12 protein-coding genes are annotated in these 19,003 nt (G+C 68.9%); 3 read left to right on the top strand and 9 right to left on the bottom strand.

Translation table 11 applies throughout. The features are described 5' to 3' along the window. The first annotated feature begins 1,107 nt into the window (after positions 1 to 1,107). From OHS57_RS37660 to OHS57_RS37670, 3 genes are all read left to right on the top strand, one after another. Complete coding sequence (locus tag OHS57_RS37660; protein ID WP_328580433.1) at positions 1,108 to 1,401, top strand: hypothetical protein; 294 nt, start codon at positions 1,108 to 1,110, stop codon at positions 1,399 to 1,401. Positions 1,402 to 2,782: 1,381 nt separating this feature from the next. Then, positions 2,783 to 4,417, top strand: coding sequence for an ABC-F family ATP-binding cassette domain-containing protein (locus OHS57_RS37665; RefSeq protein ID WP_328580432.1), 1,635 nt, complete (start codon positions 2,783 to 2,785; stop codon positions 4,415 to 4,417). Positions 4,418 to 4,497: 80 nt separating this feature from the next. After that, positions 4,498 to 6,153 (top strand): ABC-F family ATP-binding cassette domain-containing protein, encoded by a 1,656-nt coding sequence (locus OHS57_RS37670; protein WP_328580431.1) that lies wholly within the window; start codon positions 4,498 to 4,500, stop codon positions 6,151 to 6,153. A gap of 53 nt (positions 6,154 to 6,206) precedes the next feature. On the opposite strand, the gene OHS57_RS37675 is transcribed toward OHS57_RS37670, so the two are convergent. From OHS57_RS37675 to OHS57_RS37715, 9 genes are all read right to left on the bottom strand, one after another. Further along, positions 6,207 to 6,962, bottom strand: a complete 756-nt coding sequence (locus tag OHS57_RS37675) for an SDR family NAD(P)-dependent oxidoreductase (protein ID WP_328580430.1) — start codon at positions 6,960 to 6,962, stop codon at positions 6,207 to 6,209. A gap of 205 nt (positions 6,963 to 7,167) precedes the next feature. Continuing rightward, on the bottom strand, positions 7,168 to 8,103 hold the full coding sequence (locus OHS57_RS37680) for an alpha/beta hydrolase fold domain-containing protein (protein WP_328580429.1): 936 nt from the start codon (positions 8,101 to 8,103) through the stop codon (positions 7,168 to 7,170). Between the two features lie 137 nt (positions 8,104 to 8,240). Then, complete coding sequence (locus OHS57_RS37685) at positions 8,241 to 9,716, bottom strand: MDR family MFS transporter (protein ID WP_328580428.1); 1,476 nt, start codon at positions 9,714 to 9,716, stop codon at positions 8,241 to 8,243. Positions 9,717 to 10,286: 570 nt separating this feature from the next. Then, positions 10,287 to 11,816: a cation:proton antiporter gene (locus OHS57_RS37690; RefSeq protein WP_328580427.1), complete on the bottom strand. Its 1,530-nt coding sequence runs from the start codon at positions 11,814 to 11,816 to the stop codon at positions 10,287 to 10,289. Positions 11,817 to 11,913: 97 nt separating this feature from the next. Then, on the bottom strand, positions 11,914 to 12,570 hold the full coding sequence (locus tag OHS57_RS37695) for a TetR/AcrR family transcriptional regulator (RefSeq protein WP_328580426.1): 657 nt from the start codon (positions 12,568 to 12,570) through the stop codon (positions 11,914 to 11,916). A gap of 923 nt (positions 12,571 to 13,493) precedes the next feature. Further along, complete coding sequence (locus OHS57_RS37700) at positions 13,494 to 14,054, bottom strand: isochorismatase family protein (RefSeq protein ID WP_328580425.1); 561 nt, start codon at positions 14,052 to 14,054, stop codon at positions 13,494 to 13,496. Further along, positions 14,051 to 15,373: an MFS transporter gene (locus tag OHS57_RS37705; RefSeq protein WP_328580424.1), complete on the bottom strand. Its 1,323-nt coding sequence runs from the start codon at positions 15,371 to 15,373 to the stop codon at positions 14,051 to 14,053. The genes OHS57_RS37700 and OHS57_RS37705 overlap by 4 nt, the downstream gene beginning before the upstream one ends. Positions 15,374 to 15,483: 110 nt before the next feature. After that, positions 15,484 to 15,924 (bottom strand): MarR family transcriptional regulator, encoded by a 441-nt coding sequence (locus OHS57_RS37710; protein ID WP_328580423.1) that lies wholly within the window; start codon positions 15,922 to 15,924, stop codon positions 15,484 to 15,486. Positions 15,925 to 16,878: 954 nt separating this feature from the next. Beyond that, positions 16,879 to 19,003, bottom strand: a 2,125-nt coding sequence (locus OHS57_RS37715) for a helicase associated domain-containing protein (protein ID WP_328584976.1), incomplete at its 5' end; no start/stop codon positions are given.

The following is a 19,003-nucleotide window of genomic DNA, read 5'->3' on the forward strand; positions in this document are numbered from 1 at the left end:
GTCTTGGGCGGTGTCGTGGAGCGAGGGTGCCGGGAGGACGGAATCGCGGATGTGTGTGGTTCACGGCGGAGCTCGGTCCGGCTGGCTGTTCTGGCTGAGAAGGCAGGCGCGCGGGGGTGTCGTGTCTTTGCGTACGTGGGCAAGGCCGCATTCTGCGTACCGACCGCTCAGTACCGGCAGCCCGCCCCGGCCAATGGGCGGCCAGGGGGTCTCGCGGGAAGAGACTGCGCGTCGATCGATGACCGTTGCGCATCGTGCTGGCGTGACTCCGGCCTGTGCGCAGTCGGGATATGGGCGGCTGACCTGGGATGCGCAATCGATGCGCAGGGAGGGATTGTCAGTGCGCACCGACGGGCAGTGCGCACCGACGGGCAGTGCGCATCGTGCTGGCGTGACTCCGGCGGCCTGTGCGCAGTCGGGATGCGGGCGTCTGACCTGGGATGCGCAATCGATGCGCAGCTCCCATACCGGGTGTGTGCATCCGGTTGCATCAGGGTGCGTGCACCGCACCTTGTAATCTGCGCACCACCGTATGGCCGGTGTGCCGGCTGCGCAGGGCACGGGGCCCCGGGAGCGGACGGGGAGCCATTCGTGGGGCCTCTGCTACGGAGACTGCGCAGCGAGTGCCACGTGTCCGGGATGGCCCCGAGCAGTTCGGCGGCCAGGCGTGAGCCGATGTCCTGCGACTGCCTGGACGGCCTGACGGCGAGTTCGCACAGTCCCATGAGGCGGACACCGTCGGCACGAGCGGGACCGGGGGTGTCCAACAGTAGGTCGGGGCCCTACCAGTACTCGGGTGTGCAGAGGACGTGTAGCCGAAGCCGCTCATCGTGCCGCATGGGTACCCGGCGACCAGCGTGAAGCCTCCGAATCGGAGGCGGTTGGTCATCTGCGGGCCCGGCCGCACTTCCTCTGCCTGACCAGGGTGGGGCGCTCGTGCAGCGGCGCCAGTACTGTGCCGGATACTCGACCGGCTGAGCGCGTAGCGAGTCGGGACCAGCGACGCCCGCACTTCGTGGGACTGGTCGCTGACCGAGACGACGGCGGCCGTCGGGTCCGGATCAGATCCGTCACACCGCCGACTTCGCCCGGCCCGCCCGGTGTTGGGTGGCCGGCAGTGACGGGAAGCCGCCGCGGGCGTCGACCGCGTACGAGCGGGCCCGGGTCGCGTGCCGCGCCGTCCGGGACGCGATCCGCACGGTCCGCGCAGCGGTGACCGTGCCCGACACCGTCGACGATCCCGACCATGAGTCCGACCACGGGGCCGACCACAGCCGTCACCACCCCGACCATGAGTCCGACCACGGGCCCGACCACAGCCGTCACCACCCCGACCAAGAGTCCGACCACGGCCAGGGCCAAGATGTGGTGCCGGGGCAAAGGGATGCGCCCGCCGCGTAGAGCGCCGCAGAAGCCTCGGACGATGCCGTGGTACGTGGCGCGGGGGAGGACAGGGCGACGGATCCCGCGACGTGGATGCGCTCCCGGAGAGCCTTGCCCGGTTGGCCGCTTTCGCGAAGGAAGCCGACGCGCGTCGCGGCGCGCGGGCAGCAGAGCCCACCCGGCGCACCGACGGATCCCCAGCAACGCCAGCCCAGCCCCGGCCAAGGGTCCGCACCAGGAGTGCGCAGGTAGGGGGTGCCGGTGCGCACCGACGACCGTGCGCACCGGCAGGGATGACCCGGGCAGAACGTGCGCATTCGAGACTTCGGTGTCTGACCCGGGATGCGCACCCAGGTGCGCAGTCACCGCACCGGGGTGCGCGCGCCGCCCCTCCTGATGCGCGCACCACCGCATCGCCGTGCGCACCGGCGGTGCACGGCGCGGAGCTTCTGGAAGGGCGGCGCCATGGAACGAGGTGCCGGGGGGAGTACACGCCGTGTTCCTCAACTCCGTTTCTCGCGGGCTGGTTTGTACCTAGAGTCGTTGAGAGCTGTGCTGACCGAGTTGTCCGATCTCATCACCCGGGGGAAATGCTCATGCGTACTATCGTTCGTGTGTCCGCTGGCCTGCTGGCTGCCGCCGCGCTCACGGTTGGGTTCATGCCCGGCGCTTCCGCTGCAGAGTCCACCGGTACCACCCAGTTCACCACCCTCTGCGTGGGCGGCTGCGCCCAGTAGGACGCTCCGCACCGAATAGTCACCTGAGGGAACTGAGGGGCCCGGGTTCGCTGCAGCACCGCGCGCACTGGATATTTCCGGCCACCGCCTGCCGCTCTCGCCGTGCCGGCGGTGGCGCCATAGCCTGATGAGTCTCGGGGCCTGACGTGGAGGTCAGCTATGCCCCTCACCGTCACGGACAGCTCGATCAGCCGCTCCCAAAATCGCGCGATCTCCGCCTTCGGTTCCTCGGTGTAGCGGGGGCTGTCGGGGAATTCGGGCCGGTAGTGGTCGCTGTAGAGCTTCTTGTCGCCGCTCCAGCCGGGGGCGGGGTTCGTCCGAAGAACACCCCGGGGTTCATCGTGCTGCCCCGGCGCCCGGGTATTTCCAGCGCGGGACGTTAAGGTCCTGGCTGTGCCCACAGGTGGAGGCGTGCACCGACAGGTTAGGCCGTATTGAGGTGAGAAAGCCTTGCTAAGCTGGGGGGCGACGGAGAACGTATCGTGAGGAGTCATAGACGTGGTGGGTGACGACGACATCTCCGGGTGAGACCCGGATCTGACGGCCACCGGCTGGCGCTTGGAAGCGTTGCTGAGGTGGTCGGCTTCGTCGTACCCCCTTTTCCACGTCTGCCCGAGGCAGAGGTCTCTCGCTCTGTTCTCAGTACCTTTGAGGTCACTCCTATGTCTGACGCCGCTCTCGTCTGCTCGAATGTCTCTTTCGCCTGGCCCGACGACACCTCCGTTTTCCACGAGCTGTCCTTCTCCATGCTGCCCGGCCGTACGGGTCTGGTCGCGCCCAACGGCTCGGGCAAGAGCACCCTGCTCAAGCTGATCGCCGGTGAGCTGAAGCCCGCCACTGGCTCGGTGTCGGTGAACGGCACACTCGGTTACCTCCCGCAGACCCTGCCCTTGACCAGCGACCTCACCGTCGCCGAGGTGCTCGGCGTCGCCGCGATCATCCGGGCCATCGACGCGGTGGAGTCCGGCGATGTCGACGAGAAGCATTTCGTGACCATCGGTGAGGACTGGGACATCGAGGAGCGCACCCGCGCTCAGCTCGAGCGCCTGGGCCTGGCGGACCTCGCCCTGGACCGCAACCTGGGCACGCTCAGCGGCGGCCAGGTGGTCTCCCTGGGCCTGGCTGCCCAGTTGCTCAAGCTCCCCGACGTCCTCCTGCTCGACGAGCCGACCAACAACCTCGACGTCCAGGCCCGCCACAGGCTCTACGACGTACTGTCGGACTTCAATGGCTGTCTGCTCCTGGTCAGCCACGACCGTGCGCTGCTTGACCGCATGGGGCGCATCGCCGAACTCGGCAGCGACGAACTGCGCCTGCACGGCGGTAACTTCACCGAGTACGAGGAGGCCGTCCGCGCCGAGCAGGAGGTCGCCGAGAAGAACGTCCGCAACGCCGAGCAGGAACTGAAGCGGGAAAAGCGCGAGTTGCAGCAGGCCCGCGAGCGCGCCGAGCGGCGCGCGAGCAATGCGGCCAAGAACTTGAAGAACGCAGGGCTACCCAAGATTTTCGCCGGCACCATGAAGCGCGGCGCGCAGGAGGCCGCAGGCAGGTCGGGCACGGTGCACGCCTCCCGGGTCACTGATGCCAAGGCCCGTCTCGACGAAGCGGGCCGGGCCATGCGCGAGGAGCTTCGGCTCACGCTGGAGCTGCCCGACACTCAGGTGCCCGGCGGCCGCAACCTGGTTTTCGGTGAGGGCATGCAGGTCCGCCTCGGGGGCAAGGACGTGTTCGCGCCCGGCGGCGTCGACCTGAGCATCCGGGGCCCCGAGCGCATCGCGCTGACCGGGCCCAACGGCGCCGGCAAGTCCACCCTGATGCGGCTGGTCAGCGGCGAACTCGCTCCCAGCAGCGGGGAGATCACGCGCAATGAGGGGAGGATCGCGTACCTCTCGCAGCGTCTGGACCTGCTGCATCTGGACTGCACGGTGGCGGAGAACTTCGCCGCGTTCGCGCCCGAGCGGCCCGAGGCGGAGCGGATGAACCTGCTTGCCCGGTTCCTCTTCCGGGGCGCGCGGGCCCATCTGCCGGTGGGTGTGCTTTCCGGCGGCGAGCGGCTGCGCGCCACTCTCGCCTGCGTGCTGTGCGGGGAGCCGGCTCCGCATCTGCTGCTGCTCGATGAGCCCACCAACAACCTCGACCTGGTCAGCGCCGGCCAGTTGGAGAGCGCGCTCAACTCCTACCAAGGCGCTTTCATGGTGGTCAGCCACGACGAGCGGTTCCTCGCCGAGATCGGGATCGGCCGGTGGCTGCGGCTGGCTGAAGGAGTACTGAAGGAGACGGCCGCGCCGGCGGAGTGAACCGCCGACGTGTGACCTGGCCCGCGCACGAGGCCATGCGCCCGGCGGGCCCACCACCGATTAGGCCAGGACGGTATCCCGTGCCCCAGCCCGCTCTGCTCGCCCACGACCTTGTCCGCGTCCTCGGCGGACGTCGCGTCATCGACGGCGTCTCGCTCACCGCATCCCCGGGTCACCGCATCGGCCTGATCGGGGAGAACGGCGTCGGCAAGTCCACCCTCCTGCGGTTGCTCGCAGGCTTGGACGAACCCGACGCGGGAAGCGTCACCCGCCCCCGCGAGCTCGGCTTCCTCCACCAGGAAATGGCGTTCGACGCGAACTTGACCCTCGCCGCCGTACTGGACGAGGCGCTGCGCGAGACACGTGAGGATCTCGCCGAGCTGGACCGGCTCGGCGAGGAGTTGGCCGGCGTCCCCGAGGACGACCCCGGCCACCAGGAACTCCTCGATTCCTACGGCAGATGTCTCGAACGAGCCCAGGACCGGGAGTCATGGGACGCCGACCGCCGTGCCGCGCTTGTCCTGGACGGCCTCGGCCTCGGCGCCTTCGGCCACGACCGGCGCCTCGGCTCGCTGTCCGGGGGGCAGCGCGGCCGGCTGGCCCTGGCCGCGCTGCTGGTCCGGCGGCCCTTCGCGCTGCTCCTGGACGAGCCGACCAACCACCTCGACGACGAGGCCGCCGCCTTTCTTGAGGGGCAGGTCCGGTCACTGCCCGGCACCGTGGTGCTCGCGAGCCACGACCGGGCGTTTCTCGACGCCGTCAGCACCGACCTGATCGACCTCGACCCGGCATTGGACGGACCTGTCCGCTACGGCGGCAACTACAGCGCGTACCTGTCCGCGAAGCACGCCGAGCGGCAGCGCTGGGAGCGGCGGTACGCCGAGGAGCAGGAGGAACTTGAAAAACTGCGCGAGTCGGCAGGAGTGTCCGCCCACCGGGTGGCCCCGGACCGGGGCCGCGTCGACAACGAGAAGATGGGGTACGGCCACCGTGCCGGCCGAGTGCAGCAGACGGTCTCCCGCCGGGTGCGCAACGCTGTCCGGCGGTTGGAGGAGCTGGAGCGCACCCGGGTCGCCGAGCCGCCTCGCCCCCTGCGATTCGTCGCCGGGGACCTCGCGAGGGGAGCCGAGGAAAGCACAGAACCGCTGGTGGGACTGCGAAACGTACGGGTGCCGGGCCGGTTGGCGCTGGACAGCCTCAATGTGATGGCGGCCGATCGGCTCTTGGTCACCGGCGGCAACGGGGCTGGCAAATCGACGCTGCTCGCCGTCCTCGCCGGACGGCTCCCCGCCGAGGGCGAGGTGTACATGCGGCGGTTCCTGACGGTGGGGCTCCTCACCCAGGACACGGTGTTCGAACGGCCGGGGCGTACGGTTCGCGACACCTACGAACTGTCGCTCGGGCAGGCGCGGGCGCAGAGCGTGCCGCTGGCTTCGCTCGGCCTGATGCAGGAGACGGACCTGGACAAGCCGGTCGGCCAGTTGTCCGTGGGGCAGCGGCGCCGCTTGGCGCTGTCGCTCCTGGTGGCCCACCCGCCCCACGTGCTGTTGCTCGACGAGCCCACGAACCACCTCTCCCCCCGCCTGTGCGACGAACTGGAAGAAGCGCTCGGCACCGGACCAGGCGCCATTGTGGTCGCCAGCCACGACCGCTGGCTGCGCCGGCGGTGGCAGGGCCGAGAAGTACGACTGGATTCTGAGCCGGGCCGGCGGACGAGCAACGTCCGAACTCGCTGACGGTCGATGCGGACAACAACGGCTGCAACACCCAGGCACTTAGCGCAGCGGCATCAGATCTGGGCGAGGCCGCCGTCGACGGGCAGGTCGGAGCCGGTTGTGTAGGCGGAGTCGGGACCGGCGAGGTAGAGGGCGGCGCGGGCGGCTTCGTCGGCGGTGCCCATACGGCGCATCGGCACGGTGGCGGTGACGTAGTCCTCCATGGCTTGGGCCATGGCGGGATCAGCCATCGTCGTCAGCGGGGTGCGGATGGGCCCGGGGCTGAGGGAGTTGACGCGGATACCGCGGGCGAGGAGGTCGGGGTCCGCCGCGAAGGTGCGGGCCATGCTGGTCACGGCCGCCTTGGTCAGGGTGTAGAGGGGGTCGCCGAGGGTGCCGCGGCTGTGGGCGGCGGATGAGGTGAGAACGACCGAGGCGTTGTCGTGGAGCAGATCCAGGAACCTGGCGACGGTGAAGAAGGTGCTCTTGACGTTCGTGTTGATGTACTGGTCGAAGGCTTTCTCGTCGGTCTCGCGTAGCTCGGGAGTGTGCGCGGCGCCGGCGTTGGCGAAGACCACGTCGAGGTAGCCGTGCCGGTCCTCGACCGCCTGCACGAGGCGGTCGATGCCGTTGAGTGTGGACAGGTCAGCGGTCACCGTCAGGGCGCCGGGCAGAGCGGCCGCCGCCCGCTGGAGTTTTGCGCTGTCGCGGGCAGCCAGGACGAGCTGGGCACCGTGCCGGTGGAAGAGGTGGGCGGTCGCGAGGCCGATGCCGCTGCTGCCGCCGGTGATGAGAGCGACCTTGCCGTCGAGTTTGCGCTGCTCGTTCATGAGGAGCCTCCTACTGGTGTCGCGGATGGATGATTGGCTGTGGTGGAGGGCGCTCGGCGGCCCCGCACGAAGGCCGGCCGGCGAAAACGGATTCGGCGCTACCGCCGCCGCCGATGATGCGGGTCGCATCGATCAGGCCTTGTTTCTCTTGGCACGGGTGGATCCGCCGCTCGTGTCGGGCAGTTGCTGTGCGCGCCGCAGGGCGTCAGTCGGAGTCCGGCCTCGGGGGTGCGGCGGCGTAGGCGGTACGGAGGTGGGCAGCGATCAGCTCCAGGGAGCGCCGTGCCACGTCGGCCGGTTTGCCGTGGGTGAATCCGTGGTCGCTCTCGGGGAAGCTCTCGTGGGTGACGGCGACTCCACTGGCGGCCAATCGCCGGGCGAAGCAGTCGCTCTCCGGGGCCATCGCGTCGAGCGTGCCCGTCATGACGAGGGTCGGGGGAAAGCCGGCCAGGTCGTCGTCAAGGGCGGGAGAGGCCAGTGGTTCGCGTCGGGCGGCCGGATCGGCGAAGTAGGTGTTGTACATGAGCCGGATGAGCCAGGGGGCCACGGCCGGGTGCTTGGCCGGCGAGGTGCGGTGGCCGGGAGGCAGGGTCATGTCGGTGGCGCCGTAACCGCTGACCAGGGCCACCGGCAGGGGAGTGCCCGCATCCCGGGCCTGCTGGCAGATGTTGACGGCGAGTTTCGAGCCGGCGCTCAGGCCCCCGACGGCCAGGCGTGCGCTGTCCCAGCCGAAGTCCTTGCCGTGCAGGCGAATCCACTCCGCGATGTCGTAGGCCTGGTGTTCGGCGACCGGATACCGGACGGCGGGCGCCGTGTCGTAGTTGACGCTGACCACGACGGCATGCGCGGCGTCGGCGACGAAGCGGCACACGTGGTCGTCCTGCTCCGGTGCGCGCACGATGAACGCGCCGCCGTGGAAGTGCACGTACACCGGTGGCGGGACGAGCTGGTCCGCGGTGGGGGGCCGGTAGACCAGGCACGTTACGGAGCCGTGCCGGCTGGGGACCTGGATCTGAGTGGGTGCGCCGCCCGCGGGCGCGAGGGCCTGGATTTCCCTCGGTGCGGCTCCGAACAGCGGGAAGGCTGTCCGGAGCAGGCGGGCTCCGGCTCGGGCGCCGGGTGTGACCGGGACGGTGGGCATGGGCGGTTCTCCTTCGTGAGCGGATGGCGCCGACGGGTGGTCCCGGAGGGCTGAGGGCGGGGCGTCGGTGCCGGGGGGCGTCCGCAAGGTCGTTTCTCCCGCCCGGAGGGCCGGGCGCGGCCTCGCGGATACGGCCTCTAGTACTCGGGGGCCTCGATCGTGCCTTCGGCGACTTGGACCATCTCTTCGGACAGCGGCTTCTCGTGCATCGCGATGGAGAGGACGAAGGCCAGTGCCATGAAGGGGACGGTCCACAGGAAGACGGTGTGGAAGGCGTGGACCGTATGGGCGAGGCCGGTGCCGTGGCTGAGCTGGGCGGTGAGGATCGCGCCGAAGAGCGCTCCGCCGAAGGCTCCGCCGATGCTTTTGAAGAAGTTCAGCGCGCCGGTGGCGACGCCGAGGTACTTGTAGTCGACGGCGTTCTGGCCGGCGAGCAGGGACACCTGGACGAAGAGGCCGATGCCGGCGCCGGCGAAGAACAGCGGGACGATCAGAGCCAGTGCGCCGGTGTTCTGGTCGGCTCCGCTGATGAACCACATCGCGACGCCGGTCAGTACGGCTCCGATGACGGGGTAGATCTTGTAGCGCCCGGTCTTGGAGATGGCGGGGCCGGAGACCATGGCTGCGATGACGAGGCCCACGAGCAGCGGGATCACGAACAGGCCGGCGGTGAAGGCGGACCGGTGCTGGACGGACTGCAGGAACATGGGCACGTAGAGCATGCCGACGAAGAGCACCAGCGTGGCGATGAGGAACTGCGCCGAGGCGAGGTTGAAGACGCTGGAGCGGAAGAGGTGCAGCGGCGTGATGGGCTCGGCGGCCCGGCGCTCGACGAGCACGTACACGGCCAGGGACACCACGCTCAGCGCGATCAGGCCGATGATCGTCGGCGAGCCCCATGCGTACTGGCTGCCACCCCAGTTGGTGAAGAGCAGCACAGCGGTGGTGAAGACAGCGGCGAGAAGGCCGCCCACGATGTCGACGCGGCCGGTGGACCGGGGCCGGGGCAGGTGGAGCTTGGCGGCGACCGCGGCGAACGCGGCCACCCCGATCGGCAGGTTGATGTAGAAGATCCATCGCCACGACAGGGCGTCGGAGAAGAGGCCGCCGAGCAGGGGGCCGGCGATCAGGGCCAGGGTGGCGACCATGCCCGTCACGGCCTGGTACTTGGCGCGCTGCCGTGCCGGCACCAGGTCGCCGGTGATCGCCATGACCAGCGAGTTGAGGCCGCCGCCACCGATGCCCTGCAGCGCGCGGAAGAAGATCAGCAAGGTCAGGTTCCCGGCGGCGCCGCACAGCAGTGAGCCGATGAGGAACACCGCGATGGAGAACTGGAAGATTTTCTTGCGGCCGTACATGTCGCCGAGCTTGCCGAAGATCAGCGTGGTGATCGCGCTGGTCAGCAGATAGGCGGTGACGATCCACGAGGAGCCCGACAGGTTGTGCAGGTCCCGGCCGATGCTGGGCAGCGCGGTCGCCACGATCGTCTGGTCCAGGTTCGAGATGAAGAGGACCAGCATCAGCGGAACCATCAGCAGCAGCACACCGCGGCCGGCCTTGCCGGTCCTGGTCCGGGTGCCATCGGCGTCCTTGGGAGCAGTCCTGAGGGACATGACCCACCTCCTGGAATGAGTAGTAAGTTACTCGCAAAGGTAAGTCAGTCACTTTATCGAGTCAAGTGCAGAGGTGCGTGATGCGCTTTTTAGGGTCGCGTTCGGATCTGTTCCTGTCGGCGCCACCGGCCGGCCGACTGCTGCGTACCCGGGAGCGGTCCACCGACTGGGAAGTGAGGAGAGGGTGCCGGTTGAGCTGACTGCTGAGCCGCAGGCGCGGCGGCTTAGCGTGCGCGAGGCCCCTTCGACGGCGATGCCGTTCCGCGGTGCTCGTACGGAGGTGCCTTCCGCCGATGCGGCGCAAGAGCGGATGCCCGGTCCACCGGTGTGGGCGGGGCGAGGAGGCTGGCGTCCGCGCTCGCAGTCGCGGTCTCCGGATCAGCCGGATCGGTGGGCGGCACAACGCCCTGTACGGCCGGGGGGTTGCGGCACGGGGGAGGCCGCAGGCGAAGGCTTGCCCAGCGCGGACAGTGCGGCACCTGGGGGAGGGGTGCGACGCGTGAGTCTCACCTGCGCCGCCGTTCGTACGGGGCAAAGAGGTGCGACGCAACCGGACGGGGCGCCCCCTCCTCAATGGGCGGGGCCTTCCGACGTCTCCCTGAGGGCTTCTTCGAGATCGATCCGCCTCATGACCGTGCGCACCGCCTGACCGTCCGCGTGCCCTTTTGCTATCGCATCCACGAGGCTCGAGCGCTGGGCGTCGAGATCGCGGCGTGGGCCGGCCGCCGTGTCCGCGGCGTGCGCGATGGCCAGCGCCCGGTCGACGGCCTCGGCCTCCTGCCGCTCGTCCGCCGTGGTGTCGATGCGGAGGAGCCGCGTCATCACGCGCAAGGTGGAGCCCTGGAGCAGAAGCGTCCCCGTGACGACGATGAACGCGACGAACTGGATCACGGCCCGGTGGGGGAACGGGCTTCCGTCGTGCGTGGTGAGCGGAATGCCGGACGCTGCCGCGAGAGTGACGATCCCTCTCATGCCCGTCCAGCCTACGAGCAGGGTCTCCCGGGCACCGAGGGCCTCAGTGCTTTGGAGGGGCTCCCGTTTCTGCCGGTGCCGCCGACCGCGCATGCGCGGAAAGAGATGGCCGGTGATGTCCCGGCCGATTCGCTGTACGCGTACTTCCAGCGCCCAGCGTGCGAAGAGCAGCGACACCCAGACCAGACGTACGGCGATGACGACGAACAGCAGCGCCAGGCCGAGCACGGCAACGCTGGACATGGACTGACCCGAATGATCCAGGTCCTCCAAGGTGAAACGCAGCCGGAACCCGATGTATCCGAAGACGAGGGCTTCCAGCAGCGTGTCCAACACCGGCCAGACGTCGTGCTCCAGCAAGCGCACATGATGGGCGATGTTGGTTCCGGAGTTGCGGAGCGCGTAGTCGGTGCGGGCGCTGACTGTGAAGCCGGCGAAGACGACGGCCAGAACGCCGGAAGCGTGGAACTGCTCGGCCGCTGCGTAAGCGGCGAACGGCAGGGTGACCCCAAAGGCCGCAGACAGGGTCGAGTCCAACAGTCGGGCTCTGATCCAGCTCATAGCCAGGCCGAGCAGGATGCCGGTGGAGACTCCCGCCACGACCGCGTAGCCGAAGAGCAGGACGGGATTACTGATGAAAGTCTCGTCGTGCCCCACCGCAGCGACGGCGCTCGCCAGGACCGCCAGGGAAGCAGCGTCATTGATCAGGCTCTCACCGGTGAGGATGTCGATCACCCGTCGGGGCAGCCCCATCGCGCGCCCGTGGGCGACGGCCGTGACCGTGTCGGGCGGGGAAACGACGGCTGCGAGGACCAAGGCGGACGCAAGGCCCAGGGAGGGGAGCAGCCACGAGGCGGTGACGCCCGCGACGAGCGTAGTGACGGCCACGAGACCGACTCCCAGTCCCAGGATCGGACGCAGGTTGCGGACAAAGGTGAAGAAGGAAAACCTGACGGACGCCGAGTACAGCAGCGGCGGCACGACCAGGCCCAGGATCAGTTCAGGCGCCAGGTCGACCTCGGGAATGCCGGGCAGGAACGAGGCGCCGCCGGCCACCGCCACGACCACGAGGTTGGCTTGGAAGTCGCGTCCCCGGGTGACGCTCGACATCACCAGGAGGGCGCCCATGGCCAGCAGAACGATGTCAATGCCACTCATCAAGGACCTTTGTGGTTGACCCGGGGATGAGCGGTCCGGGTCGCGGCAGCGGGCGGCGGCGGGGTACTCAGTCTCCCGTGGGCTCTGGGCGTATCGCGTAGTCGGCAAGACCCTGGCCGAGATGCTCGGCGGCTTCGCCGATCCAGCGGATTAGTGTGTCGGTGCGTTCGGCTTCAGGACTCGCCTTCACGCGTTCGAGGATCTCGGGTGAGGTGATCAGACGCAGCAGGCCGATGAGCTGCGTGGCTGCGAGCCGTGCCCGCGGGTCGCCCGGTGCCACGCCGGTCTCCTCCGCGAGGACCGGGGCCAGCGCGATCTCGTACCGCTCGAAGAGTAGGAGCAGGCGGGCGTGGAGCGACGCGACCCGCCCGACGGCCTGGTGGTAGCCCTCCAGCCCCGAGCCGCCGTCCTGTCGGGCGAGATCCTGGAGGAAGTCACGTACGGCCGCCAGGGCCGACTGGCCGGGCAGCCGCACGCGGATCGCGTCGATGAGCGCGTCGCGCAGCAGATGCTCGTCCGCGAAGACAAGATCTTCTTTGGAGTCGAAATACGTGAAGAGGGTCTTGACCGACACGTTGGCCGCATCTGCGATCTGGGCCACGGTCACACCGTCGAATCCGCGCTCCTCGAACAGTCGTTCAGACGCGTCGAGGATCGCCTGTCGCGTGAGCCGCTTCTTCCGCTCACGCAGACCGACCTGCGGGGGAGTGGTTGCGTGCTGCATACCAATACCTTATTGCAAGCGAGGCAAAAAGCAACTTACTTACGATTTATAGTCGGGAGAATCCTACATAGCAACCCGAGACCGCGGACGAGCCTGCGCAGTCGTGGCACACCAGGGACGGGTGAGAGCGAATCCTGCGCCGTCGAGCACCGCACGGCCATGTCGAGACCTTCCCCGCGTGGGCGGGAACTGGTCGACTACCAGGGTGCTGGGGGACAAGAGGAGGGAGATAGCCGGCGTCAACTCCGAGCTGATCAGCTGGTCGCCCACTCGCCGCGAGCGGATCGTCGCGGCGGGTGGAGGGCATAACCGACGCCTACGCGACCAAGCACGGGCACCTGCCCGGCGAGTAGGCCAAGCCCATATTCGAACAGACATACTATCCGGGTGTGGCGACGAACGACATCCCTCAAGACCTCCTGGACGCGCAGCGCGAGGAGCCGAGGCGCCACCCGCGTCAATCGGGTGACCTGTGGCGCAGAGCCCGGAGCTGGCATGGTGGGGTGGGACGGAGGCGGATGTTCCGCCAAGGGGTGGCGGGGCCTGGGGGCGGTGGGGATGGGTATGCGAGTAGCTGTTCGCACGCTGTCCCGTACTGACCGGGGGTCCAGGGGGCGGACAGGATTCGTGGAGCAGATGCCGGTGGAGGAGCCCGAGGGACAGTGCCCGACCTTCATCCTGTCCCTGTGCATCAGGCGGGCCTAGCTCTCGATGGGGAACCCGGGATGATCGCGGCGGCCCGCCATTTCACCGCCGATTTCCTGGCGCAGCTGCTCGTGGGAGGGCCTGTGGTGTCCGCCAGGGTGAGTGGGGCGGCGGCGCTGGTGGTGAGTGATGTATGCGTTTCATGAGCGGGTATCGGCGTGCCCGCTCTCACGGCGCGGACAGCTCGGCGGAGGGAAACGATCAGGTGATGGGGCGGGTCAGGGCAGTTGGGCTAGGAGCTCGGCCGTGGTGCCGGTTTCGCCCAGGTGGGGGAAGACGTGGGTGAGGCTGTGGTCATGGTGGGCGGCGTCGCGGTCGGCCATGGCGTCGGTGATCAGGCTGACGTGGTAGCCGTGGGCGTGGGCGGTGCGTGCGGTTGATTCCACGCCCATCGTGGTGGCTATGCCAGTGAATACGAGCTGGGTGATGCCGAGATCGCGCAGGAGCGTGTGTAGGCCGGTCTCGGCGAAGGCGTCCCAGGACTGCTTGGTGATGAGGTGGTGGGCATCCGCAGTGAGGGCCGCGTCCAGAGTGTCCCATCCTTCGGGTGGGGTGCCGTGGCTGTTTTGGTTGCGGTTGTGCTCGGTGCGTCCGTGGGGCTGGCCGGTGGTGCGTACGAGGATGACGGGCAGTTCGCGGGCGCGGAAGGCATCGGCTACGTGTGTGGTGCGGGCCAGGACTTCGCCGGTCGTATGGGGCTGGGTGCCGATGCTCATGACGAGCTGCTGGAGGTCGATGACGACCAGGGCGGCGCGGGCATCGAGGGTGGTGAGGCTCATGCGGTGGGGGCCTTTCGGGCGTGGGGCTTTCGCAGGTTGGGGTCGAGCAAGGTAAGCGCGGCGAAGACGACGGCCAATGTCAACAGGACCAGGGCGATGTCGTGCATGCCGGTGGTGGAGGCCCTGTCGCCGAGCAGGGCTCCGTTGGCGGCGGAGGAGATGATGGCGCCGAAGTAGAGGAAGGTGCGCAGCAGTCCGGCGGAGCTGGCGGTGCGGTCGGCGGGTGCGGTCTGGTAAAGGGCGTTCTGGTTGGCGAGGTTGATCAGGCCGTTGGGTATGCCGACGGCGAGGGAGACCACGATGAGAAGCCAGATCGAGCTGTCAGGTCCGCACAGCAGCATCAGCCCCGCGGCCACCAGTTGGGTGACGCCGCCGACAGCGAGCTTGCCGCGGATCTGTGGGGACCTGCCGGTGAGCAGCGTCAGTGCCAGGGCGAGGACGGACATGGGCATCAGCAGCAGCCCGGCGTGGGAGGCGGACAGCTGCGCGCCTTCCTGGAGCCACTGGGTGAACCCGTACAGGAACGAGTACTGGAAGATGCCGGAGATCAGCGCGCGGGCGTAGACGAGTGACAAGCCCGGGGTGGCGTGGAGCAGCCGCACGTCGATGAACGGATCGTGCGCGCGCAGCTCCCGGAGGGTAAACGCGGTCGCGGCGACGGCGGCAACTGCCGGCAGGTAGGCGCGACTGGTGCTGGGCTCGACGAAGAACCACAGGAGGGTCACGACGGTGACGGCGAAGCTGGCGATGCCGACGAGATCGAGGTCCAGCGCCCTGCTGCGGGTGGTGTTCTCCTTGGGCAAGATGAGCGCGCCCAGGATGAGGCAGGCCAGTGCCAGGGGGACGTTGATGGCGAAGACCGCACGCCAGCCGCCCAGGCCGACCAGGAGTCCACCGATGGTGGGGCCCAGCACGACGGTGGTCTGCCCCGCGAGGGACAACACGGAAAGTGCTGCGGCGGGGGTTTCCAGGCCCTTGCGGTCGGCCTCGTAGCGGATCAGGTGCATGGAGGCCGGATAGCCCGCGCACGTGGCCAGGCCCAGGACGATGCGGACGGCGATCAGCATGCCGAGGTTCGGAGCGAATGCGCCCAGCAGTCCGGCCAGGCCAGCGAGCGAGGTCGCGATCAAGAAGACGCGGCGAGCCCCGAAAGTGTCGACCAGGCGGCCCACGACAGGCTGGCCGATCGAGGTGGCCAGGTACAGGCCGGATACCAGCCAGGCCGTGGCTGATGGGCCGACACCGAAGTAGCGGCCGATCGGCGCCAGCGTCACGGCGATCATCGTCGACGTGATCGGATTCAGGACTGAGCCGAGCACCAGGGGCGCGTACAGACGACGGTTGAAACGAGCCTGATCAGCCCTGGGGGGAGTGGTGGCGGGGGCAGACATGTATAGGGGCCGCCTCCTTTCCTGAAGAAGGGGCGTATTCAGTCCTCGAAGAGGCGGTCAAGGAGGGCGAATGCCTCGCGCAGGCGGGTGCGCTCCTCGTCGCTGTAGCGGTCCTGGAGGGCCTCGGCCAGCCACTCGCGGCGCGCAGATCGGTCCCCCTCAACCTGTTGGCGGCCCGTCTCGGTCAGATCGATGACCCGACGGCGCCCGTCCGTAGGATGCGGCCGACGCTCGATCAGACCCTGCTCCTCCAGCGCCGACAGCTTCGTCGCCATTGACTGAGTGCGGATCTTCTCCGCAGCCGCCAGGGCCGACGCCGTAGTCGGGCCTTCCCTTTCCAGGCGCAGCATCACCGACAGCAGGCCGGGCGCGATGTCCTCGGCCGAGCGCAACTCACGCAACCGGCGCCGCAGACGACCGACCAGGCTACGCAACTCACTGGAGGCCCGGACCGCGTCCAGCGAAGTCCCTGAAGTCATGTCATGACTGTAGATCTAGTCAGCTAAAACTTGCAAGTTTTAGCTGACTAGATCTACAGTCATGTGCACTCTTCGACCGCCTTGATCGGGGAGACATGCCCTAGCTGAGGCTGCCCCGGGCCCCTGGCCGACCTGCGGCAGCGGGTTGCACCATGCGGTGCACCACCGGTTTCATCATGCGTTGCACCCCGCGACCGGCCGGTCCTGCATTCCCGCAGGTCACCACACGGTTTTCTGTGGTGAGGTCGCAGACTTCCCCCGTAGCGACCGCTTTTTTCCTCTGTGAGTTGAGGAGAGGGAGGGATGTGGTTGGCGGGCGCGGCCGGGGAACGAAGCCGCTCGCCGCTGGGGCTCCCCTGGGGCGAGCCGCCGCGCTGAGCCGGCGACGAAACGGTGGGGCATGGTCAGGGGGGCGGGGGCGTGGTCGAAGCCGCGCACCCCCCGCCATCCGCTGTCCAGGACGTCGGCCCGCCATGATTCTCGCGTCGCCGAGAGGCAGACCGTCTGCGGCTTTCCTGTTGTGCACGAGGTTGCGCTGGAAGTTGCGCCAAGGTGTTGCGGCTTGAAGTTGCACGAGGGGTTGCGCTGGGAGTTGCGCGCCGCTGCGTGCTCTCTGGATGTCCGCGGAGGTCAGCACGTGTTCTGGGTGTGGTCGGGGTGCTGACATTCCCGTTGCGGCCGCTTGTGCCCATGTACCTGTGTGAGTAGAGGAAGAGAAGGGCGGGGTGGGCGGGGCGAACCGCTGCCGGGAACCGGGCCGCACAGCGTTGTTGCGCGGCGGCGGGGCCGCCGCGCCGTCGCCGGGCGCCGATCCCCGGCAGCAGCGGGGCGGTGGGAAAAGTGTGGCCCAGTGGGCCACACGTTTGCGCCGGCAGCACGGAGCCCCGGACGCCGTCGTCCGGGGCGTCATGCACTTCGCCTGACGCCAGGTCCAACGACCAACGGCGAGCAGCGTCACGCCCAGTCCATGCCGAGTTCGGCGAGGGCGGCGAGCTGTTCGGCGGTGAGTTTGTCCCGTCTCTGTTTGGCGTTGCTCAGAAATACGCCCAGTCGTACGGGCACCGGTTCCGTCTCGCCGTCGACCGTGATCTCCAGGACGGTTCCGCGGGGTACGGGCCGCCTGCCCTCCCGTTCGACCCACTGGGCAAGGGCTGCCAGACCCCGCTGGAACGCAGCCTGCGCCTTGCTCTGGCCCTTGCCCGACCCTTTGGCAGCAGAGGTGCCTGTCGGTGCGGGAGGCGGCGCCTGGGCGGGCCTCACGCCCAGGCCGGTCAGTCGTTCCTGCTGCTCGGTCGACAACTGGGCCCAGGTGCCCGGCTTTTCCTGTCGGGCGAGCCAGCGTCCGAGGTCGTCGCCCTCGAAGCGCACGCCCGGCTCGATAGCCGGCAGGACACCGTCGGCGTCGACCAGATCCGCGAGGACCCGATAGTGGCGTTGCCAGTCCAGCGGCCAGGGGCAGCACCAGTCCGGGTCGATCGCCGCCAGCTGCTCCGCGCGCGCCGCTGCCCGCTCCGGGTCCTTTCCGAGGCCGCCTTTGCGGCGGAGGTTCGCCAGGTGCTGCCCTACCGGTACCCCCACCTCACCCGCGCTCTCACTCCCACCGTCACTCCCGCGCTCGCCCCAGACGGCGTCCTGACGGGGGGCAAGGTGTCCCATGGCCCGCCGGTAGGACCGCAGCGCGGCCAGTTTGTTCTCCCAAGCTTCGTCGCCCGGCTCCCAAACCATGCCGGCTTCCGGGGCGTCCAGCAGTTCCTTGCGCCGCGCCTCGAGCTCCCCGGCCCGCAGCGCCTTGCGCTGTGTGTGCACCCATCTGCCGAGCGGGAAATTCTTCGTCACGCCGACCTGGGTCTCGGTGTCGTAGGGGACGGCGTGAAGCCCGGTGATCTCGTTCTGTGCACGCCAGCGCAGGAGTGCCTGGTAGCCCTCCAGCCACACCAGAGACTCCGGCCGGTAGACCCGGGTGCGCAGAAAAGCCGCGATGGTCGCCGCGTCGCGGGGGCTGGAGAAGTGCAGCAGCGCCGACTCGGCAGCAGCCTGAGTGTCGTCCTGCTCCTGGTCCTCGCCGTCGCCCTCCCCGGCGACGCCGACGACCTGTCCGTCCGAGTCCCGCTTCAGGTGCGCCGTGCGCTGCCGGCTGCTACGGGACAGGGCACGGGAGGCGAGCTGCTCGACAAGGCGTTCATCATGACTGCGCAGCCCGTTCAATACAGCTACAAGGGGTGCATACGCGGCACTGGCGACCATGTCGGTGGGGTCTTCGTCGGGCTCGAGGAAGACGGGCACGATGATCCTGGCGGTCTTCTGCGTGCCGTCCGGGTTGGGCCGGAGCGCCCGGCCGATGTTCTGCACGATCTCCACCTGGGACCCACGGGTGTCGGCGAAACAGATGGCCTCCACACCTCGCTCGCCGACGATGTCGACGCCCTCGCCCAGGACTCGAACCGACGCGAGGAACGCCCGGTGCACCCGCTTGCCGTTGGCGTCGATGCCGTTGGCGAACTGGCGGATCGTCTCCCGGCGTTCGGACACGAGGTGGTCGCCGCACAGCCACGCGGACCACACCCGCTCCGGGGGCACGTGCCGGCCGGCTTCTAGTTCGTACAGTTCCGCGTCGATCGACGACGCAGGGAGCGCCTCCGCTTTCGTCAGGTCGTCGTCGGACGCCTCGGTGACGTACAGCTCCGCGGCCGTCTGAGGCAGCTTCTCCGAGAACGCGGCCGCCTCTTCAACTCTCTGGTGGAACGTCATGATTGTTTTCAGGTTCCGCGCGGCCGCGTGCTCCAGGAGTGCGGTCTGCAACAGCGCCAGGCGCCGGCCGCGCCGGGCCTCTTCCGACTCCCCGAGAACGGGGGAGGGGTCGCGGATCTCCAGGACGTCGATCTCGAACCCGGCGAGGATCTCGCGCTCGATCGCCTCGCTCAGGCCGAGTTCGGCCAGCCATGCGCCGTACGTGCCCTCCGTGTCGTCGGCCATGGTCGCGATCTCCAGCGGCTGGCCGTCCTTGCCTCTCTGCGGCCGGGGTGCGGCGAGGATGCGTGGGGTGGCGGTGAGGTAGAGCCGGAAGTCCGCCGGGATGCGG

The organism is Streptomyces sp. NBC_00370 (assembly GCF_036084755.1).
GTDB lineage: Bacteria > Actinomycetota > Actinomycetes > Streptomycetales > Streptomycetaceae > Streptomyces.

Coding starts and splice junctions, on each gene's coding strand:
- OHS57_RS37665 (WP_328580432.1), top strand. CDS start 2,783: ATGTCTGACGCCGCTCTCGTCTGCTCGAATGTCTCTTTCGCCTGGCCC.
- OHS57_RS37675 (WP_328580430.1), bottom strand. CDS start 6,962: ATGAACGAGCAGCGCAAACTCGACGGCAAGGTCGCTCTCATCACCGGC.
- OHS57_RS37680 (WP_328580429.1), bottom strand. CDS start 8,103: ATGCCCACCGTCCCGGTCACACCCGGCGCCCGAGCCGGAGCCCGCCTG.
- OHS57_RS37685 (WP_328580428.1), bottom strand. CDS start 9,716: ATGTCCCTCAGGACTGCTCCCAAGGACGCCGATGGCACCCGGACCAGG.
- OHS57_RS37690 (WP_328580427.1), bottom strand. CDS start 11,816: ATGGGCGCCCTCCTGGTGATGTCGAGCGTCACCCGGGGACGCGACTTC.
- OHS57_RS37695 (WP_328580426.1), bottom strand. CDS start 12,570: ATGCAGCACGCAACCACTCCCCCGCAGGTCGGTCTGCGTGAGCGGAAG.
- OHS57_RS37700 (WP_328580425.1), bottom strand. CDS start 14,054: ATGAGCCTCACCACCCTCGATGCCCGCGCCGCCCTGGTCGTCATCGAC.
- OHS57_RS37710 (WP_328580423.1), bottom strand. CDS start 15,924: ATGACTTCAGGGACTTCGCTGGACGCGGTCCGGGCCTCCAGTGAGTTG.